At 69.2% G+C, this 5285-nt stretch carries 5 protein-coding genes and 1 tRNA gene; 4 read left to right on the plus strand and 2 right to left on the minus strand.

Features of this window, described 5'->3' with window-relative positions:
* Nucleotides 1–229 precede the first annotated feature (229 nt).
* Together H0524_RS18090 and H0524_RS18095 are read left to right on the plus strand one after the other, a co-directional pair.
* Nucleotides 230–700, plus strand: coding sequence for an Rrf2 family transcriptional regulator (locus H0524_RS18090; protein ID WP_018727272.1), 471 nt, complete (start codon nucleotides 230–232; stop codon nucleotides 698–700).
* 168 nt (nucleotides 701–868) lie between these two features.
* Nucleotides 869–1861 carry a sulfite exporter TauE/SafE family protein gene (locus tag H0524_RS18095; RefSeq protein WP_180199713.1) on the plus strand — a complete coding sequence of 331 codons (993 nt, stop codon included), beginning with the start codon at nucleotides 869–871 and terminating at the stop codon, nucleotides 1859–1861.
* A 219-nt stretch (nucleotides 1862–2080) separates the two neighbouring features.
* On the opposite strand, the gene H0524_RS18100 is transcribed toward H0524_RS18095, so the two are convergent.
* Nucleotides 2081–2560 (minus strand): Lrp/AsnC family transcriptional regulator, encoded by a 480-nt coding sequence (locus tag H0524_RS18100; RefSeq protein WP_180199714.1) that lies wholly within the window; start codon nucleotides 2558–2560, stop codon nucleotides 2081–2083.
* 512 nt (nucleotides 2561–3072) lie between these two features.
* Nucleotides 3073–3149: transfer RNA gene (locus tag H0524_RS18105), tRNA-Leu, on the minus strand.
* A 99-nt stretch (nucleotides 3150–3248) separates the two neighbouring features.
* On the opposite strand from H0524_RS18105, the gene H0524_RS18110 reads away from it, so the two are divergent.
* Both H0524_RS18110 and H0524_RS18115 read left to right on the plus strand, forming a co-directional pair.
* Entirely contained in the window at nucleotides 3249–3869 is a 621-nt protein-coding gene (locus H0524_RS18110; protein WP_180199715.1) for an ANTAR domain-containing response regulator, read from the plus strand.
* A gap of 430 nt (nucleotides 3870–4299) precedes the next feature.
* On the plus strand, nucleotides 4300–5285 hold a 986-nt coding region (locus H0524_RS18115; RefSeq protein ID WP_180199845.1), incomplete at its 3' end, for a branched-chain amino acid ABC transporter substrate-binding protein.

A 5285-nucleotide genomic window follows, 5' to 3' on the forward strand; every position in this document is an offset into this window, starting at 1 on the left:
GGAGACCCAGGCCGCCGACCTCGTGGCCGAGCACTGGACCAGCTGACCCCACCACACCACCGACAAACCCCCACCCGAAGACCTAACCCGTACAAGGGGGAAAGAAACTGTTGGCCGGCACCCGAACCGGGTGCCGGCCAACAGTCATGTCCGGGGCCTCCCCAGCACAGGCTTCCGGCTCGATGAGGGATGGCCGGTCGTTCGCGGCCGAGCGGCTAGCCTGTCAGCCATGCGTCTCTCTGCCCGGGTCGACTATGCCCTTCGCGCGGTCGCTGAGCTCGCCTCAGCGGCCGGCGGTGCCTCGACCGGCCGAGGGCAGGCCGTGACCGCCGAACAGATCGCCCGAGCCCAGGAGATCCCGCCGAAGTTCCTGGAGAGCATCCTGTTGCAGCTGCGTCGGGGCGGTGTGGTGCAGGCCCAGCGGGGCCCGGAGGGAGGGTACTGGCTGGCCCGGCCGGCGGGCGAGATCTCCCTCGCCGAGGTGATTCGGGTGATCGACGGTCCGCTGGCCCACGTCCGTGGGCAGCGCCCGGAGCAGCTTGGTTACCACGGTGCCGCACGGGCCTTGCAGGATGTCTGGATCGCCCTGCGGGCAAGCGAACGCCAGATCCTTGAGCTGGTCACCGTAGCCGACGTGGCCGACGGTGCCCTTCCAGCGCGGGTTACCGACCTGGTCGCCGACCCGCGCGCCTGGACCTGAGCCGCACCCCGGACCTGAGCCGCACCCCGGACCTGAGCCGCACCCCGGACCTGAGCCGCGCCCCGGACCTGAGCCGGAACTCGCCGTTGAACGGTGTTGACCCAGGCCCCACTCATCCCGCATTGTCGACCAAGTCGATAGGAGATATCAGAAAACTAGGGAGGCGCGGTGCGTAAGCTGCTGGTCCTCGCTTTCGTGGGGTTGGCCGCGCAGCTCGTGGACGGTGCCCTTGGTATGGCATATGGGCTGACCTCCTCGACGCTGCTGTTACTCGCCGGGATCGCACCCGCGGCTGCCTCCGCGTCGGTGCACCTGGCTGAGGTGGGCACCACCCTCGCGGCGGGCGTGGCGCACTGGCGGTTCGGCAACGTCGACTGGCGCGTCGTTAGGCGTATCGCCGTGCCCGGTGCCCTCGGCGCGTTCGCCGGAGCGACTTTTCTGTCTGCTCTCTCCACCGCTGCCGCCGCGCCCTGGATGGCGGCAATCTTGTTCACCCTCGGCGCGTACCTGCTGGTGCGCTTCGCCCGACCGCTGCGCACCGAGCGACGGGCCGGCCGGCTGCGCAGTCGCTTCCTCAGCCCCCTGGGACTGGTCGCCGGGTTTGTTGATGCCACCGGCGGCGGGGGATGGGGTCCGGTGGCAACCCCCGCGCTGCTGGTCAGCGGGCGACTGGAACCTCGCAGGGTGATCGGATCGGTGGACACCGCCGAGTTTCTCGTCGCCGGTGCGGCCAGCGTCGGCTTCCTGATTGGGCTCGGATCCGAGGGCTTTCTGCTGCCGATGGTGCTCGCGCTACTGGCCGGTGGTCTGATCGCAGCACCGGTGGCCGCCTGGCTGGTGCGCCTCGTCCCGGCCCAACTGCTCGGTGCAGCGGTCGGCGGTGTGATCGTGCTAACCAACGCTCGTACGCTGATGCGCGCTCTCGATCTCGGTGCGGAGGTGCGACCTGTGGGGTATGCCCTGCTGGCGCTCGCCTGGGGGGTCGCGTTTGCGTTCGCGCTTCGGGCCCTGCTGCGCGCCCGTCGGGCCCGAACTGTCGTCGCTGTTGCCCGCAGTGCCACGCCAGCTCGGGGTGCGAGCACCGCTGAGTCGCCCGGTGGTGACGTCGCCACCGAAGCGTCCCGCGAGGGGACGGCGGCCGGTTCTGGGCCGGTCCGGTAGCGCTCGTGGAGTGAGTGAGTGAGGGAGGGAGTGAGGCACCGGACCGGCTTCGCGGAATCCGTCGACTCCGGCCCGGTGCACCACACTTGGCAGCTCCCGACCCGTCCCGACCGGGAGCGCCAACCACCACCGAAATTAAAACTAGGCGGGGTCCGCGTCCCAGGCGTGACAGGGAGGTGAAGATCCTGTTTCGGCGCGTAGTCAGGGCTGGGGTCCGTCTTACCCCAGGCCCCGCGCCTGCTCGAAGATCAGGCTGGTCTGGGTGTGCTGCACCGCCGGGTCGACTGCCAGGTGGTCGAGCACGAAGTCCCGCAGCGCATCCGCCGATGCCGCCCGGACATGCAGTACGTAGTCGTCCGCACCGGCCACGTGGAACACCGCCACCATCCCCGGTAGGCGTACTGATCGGGCTCGGAAGGCGTCTACCACGGCCCGGTCGTGGGCGGAGAGCCGTACCGAGATCAGCGCCTGTAACGGCAGGCCGATCGCCGCCGGATCCACCTCGGCGTGGAAGCCGCGGATCGCCCCGCATCCGTGTAGCGCCCTGGTCCGCGCGAGGCAGGTCGACGGCGCCACCCCTACCCGCTCGGCGAGGGCGTTGTTGGGGAGGCGGCCGTCCGCGGCCAGCTCCGCCAGGATCGCGCGGTCGGTGTCATCAAGGCTCGCGTAGGGCGGTGCCGGATTAGGGGAAGAGGACATAGCACCATCTTTCCGGGAATCTATGCGAGTTTCAACGCACTGCTGCCGAATTTTGTTCGAGCGGGATACTTCTGCATGGCCAAATATTCAACCTTCCCATCATGCCTGATACCCCGGCGCCACGGCTCGACACCCAGCCACCCGCTGGGTGGAGGAGATCCCGAAGTAGCCTCCCGGTATCGCTGGTCTGTCCCGGCCTTCTGTCGGTGGGGCGGCATCGGCGCTGCCGGGGCGAGGGTCGCGGTGCTGGGCGAGCGAGCACACCCGGCGGTGGACGGGTCCGGCTGTCGGTTGCCCCGGGAAGCGGTGGCCGCGCCGACAACGGCTCGGGGCCGCGGGGTGGCCTTCGCCCTGGGCCGGATCGGGCGCCCCGCCTGGCTGCATCACCCTGCTGCGGCTGGGGCCCGCAGGACCACCCTGCTAGGGCTGGGGCCCGCAGGACCACCCTGCTGGGGCTGGGGCCCGCGGCGTGACGCCGCTCGCGATGCGCCCGTCACCCACGCGACGGTTGGTGGTGTCCCCGGTGGGATTCGAACCCACACTGTCGGAGGTTTGAGCTCCGTTTCTCTACCGGTTGGAATACGGGGACAGCGGCGCCGACGGCCTCGGTGTCGGGTCATAGAGTACCCACTACGCTAAGGGGCGCGGCACCCGGTCGGGTGTCGGTACGGACTGGTGGGAGTGGCTCGTGGCCGAGACGCAGACGGACGCCGAGCGCAGGCGGGTACTGATCGCCGAGGACGAGGCGCTCATCCGGCTGGATCTCGCCGAGATGCTCGTCGAGGAAGGCTACGAGGTCGTCGGCGAGGCCGGTGACGGTGAGACGGCCGTCCGGCTCGCCAAGGAGCTCAAGCCGGACCTGGTCATCCTCGACATCAAGATGCCCATCATGGACGGGCTGGCCGCTGCCGAGCGGATCGCCGGCGAGCGGATCGCTCCGGTCATCATCCTGACCGCCTTCAGTCAGCGGGACCTGGTGGAGCGGGCACGGGCGGCCGGCGCGATGGCGTACCTGGTCAAGCCCTTCCAAAAGAGTGACCTGGTCCCCGCGGTGGAGATCGCGTTGTCGCGCTACTCGGAGGTCGCCGCCCTGGAGGCGGAGGTTGCCGGCCTCACCGACCGGCTGGAGATACGTAAGGTCATCGAGCGCGCCAAGGGTGCGTTGATGACCACGTACGGGATGACCGAGCCGCAGGCCTTCAAGTGGATCCAGCGCACCGCGATGGACCACCGGATGACCATGAAAGAGGTCGCCGAGCGGATTCTCCAGGAGACCGCTGGCGGCGAGGTGCCCCGTCCGGCCCAGTAGGTCCGGTCCTTCTCCTTCTCCCTCCCCGACGGTCGCTGCGGCCAGGGCTGGCGCCGCCGTGCGTTCGTCCGTTCGGGGTGTGCACCCCGGCGCGCACCGGCGTCGCGGTTGATCTTTCTCTCCCGCCGGGTCGATCGATGCCGGTGTTGCTGGTCGTGGCCGGTTGCGCTGGTCATCGTCGGTATGCGCGCGGCCTCGGGCCAGCTGTGAAGGATGTTGCGGGTTGGGGTCGTATCGGTGTTTGTATTCGTAACGGTTTGACAAGCGTGGCTTCGAGGGCTTCCGGGACCGTTTATCGACCCAGTACGCTCCGCCATCACGAGCCGTAGCAGGTGTGCGGGCTCACATCGAGGTGGGGAGGCTGCCGTACTGGTGCGGCTGCCTGCCTCGGGCGTGCTCGGGCTCCTGCAACTGGAGGAGGTCTATAGCCGTGAGGCGTAAGTACGTACGGGCGCTCGGCGCCATTGGGTTGTCAGCAGCCCTCATCGGCGCTGCGGGCTGTCAGGCGGAGGAGGACAACTCCGCCGGCGGCAGTGACTGCGGTGGCAAGATCGCCATCTTCGGTGCCTTCAGCGGCCCGAACTCGGGTCTGGTGATCCCGTCGCGTGACGGCGCACTGCTTGCGGTGAAGAAGCACAACGAGGCGAACCCGGACTGCGAGGTGGAGCTGCAGGAGTTCGACACCCAGGGCGACCCGACCCAGGCCACGCCGGTCGCGAACCAGGTCACCGGCGACGAGTCCTACCTGGGCGTCATCGGTGGCGCGTTCTCCGGTGAGAGCAAGGCGACGATGGCGGTCTACGAGGCGGCCGGGATGGTGATGGTCAGCCCGTCGGCGACCGCGATCGAGTTGACCGCGGGCGGCAACGAGGTGTTCCACCGGGTGGTCGGAAACGACGCCGTCCAGGGTGCCGCCGCTGCCGTCTACCTTCGAGATGTCGTGCAGGCCGAGAAGGTCTTCGTGATCAATGACGGCACCACCTACGGCGCCGGCATCGCCGACGAGCTGACCGGGGCCCTTGGTGAGTTGGCGGGCGGCGCCGACCAGGTGCAGGAGAAGCAGGTCAACTTCGCCGCCACCATCTCGAAGATCAAGGCTGCCGAGCCGGACGCGATCGCCTACGGCGGCTACACGAACGAGGCGGCTCCGCTGGTGAAGCAGCTGCGGGAGGCCGGCATCACGATGCCCTTCCTCGGCTTCGACGGTCTCTACGACCCGTCCTTCCCGAAGGGCGCCGGGGCCAGTGCCGAGGGTGTGATCGTGACCTGCCCGTGCCTGCCGCCGGACAAGGCCGGTGGCACCTTCGCGGCTGACTTCGAGGCGGAGTACGGCGGGCCTCCGGGTTCCTACGGTGCCGAGGGTTTCGACGCCGCGAACGTGTTGATCGAGGGCCTGGCCGAGGGCAACACCACGCG

The organism is Salinispora sp. H7-4 (genome assembly GCF_013416675.1).
GTDB lineage: Bacteria > Actinomycetota > Actinomycetes > Mycobacteriales > Micromonosporaceae > Micromonospora > Micromonospora vitiensis.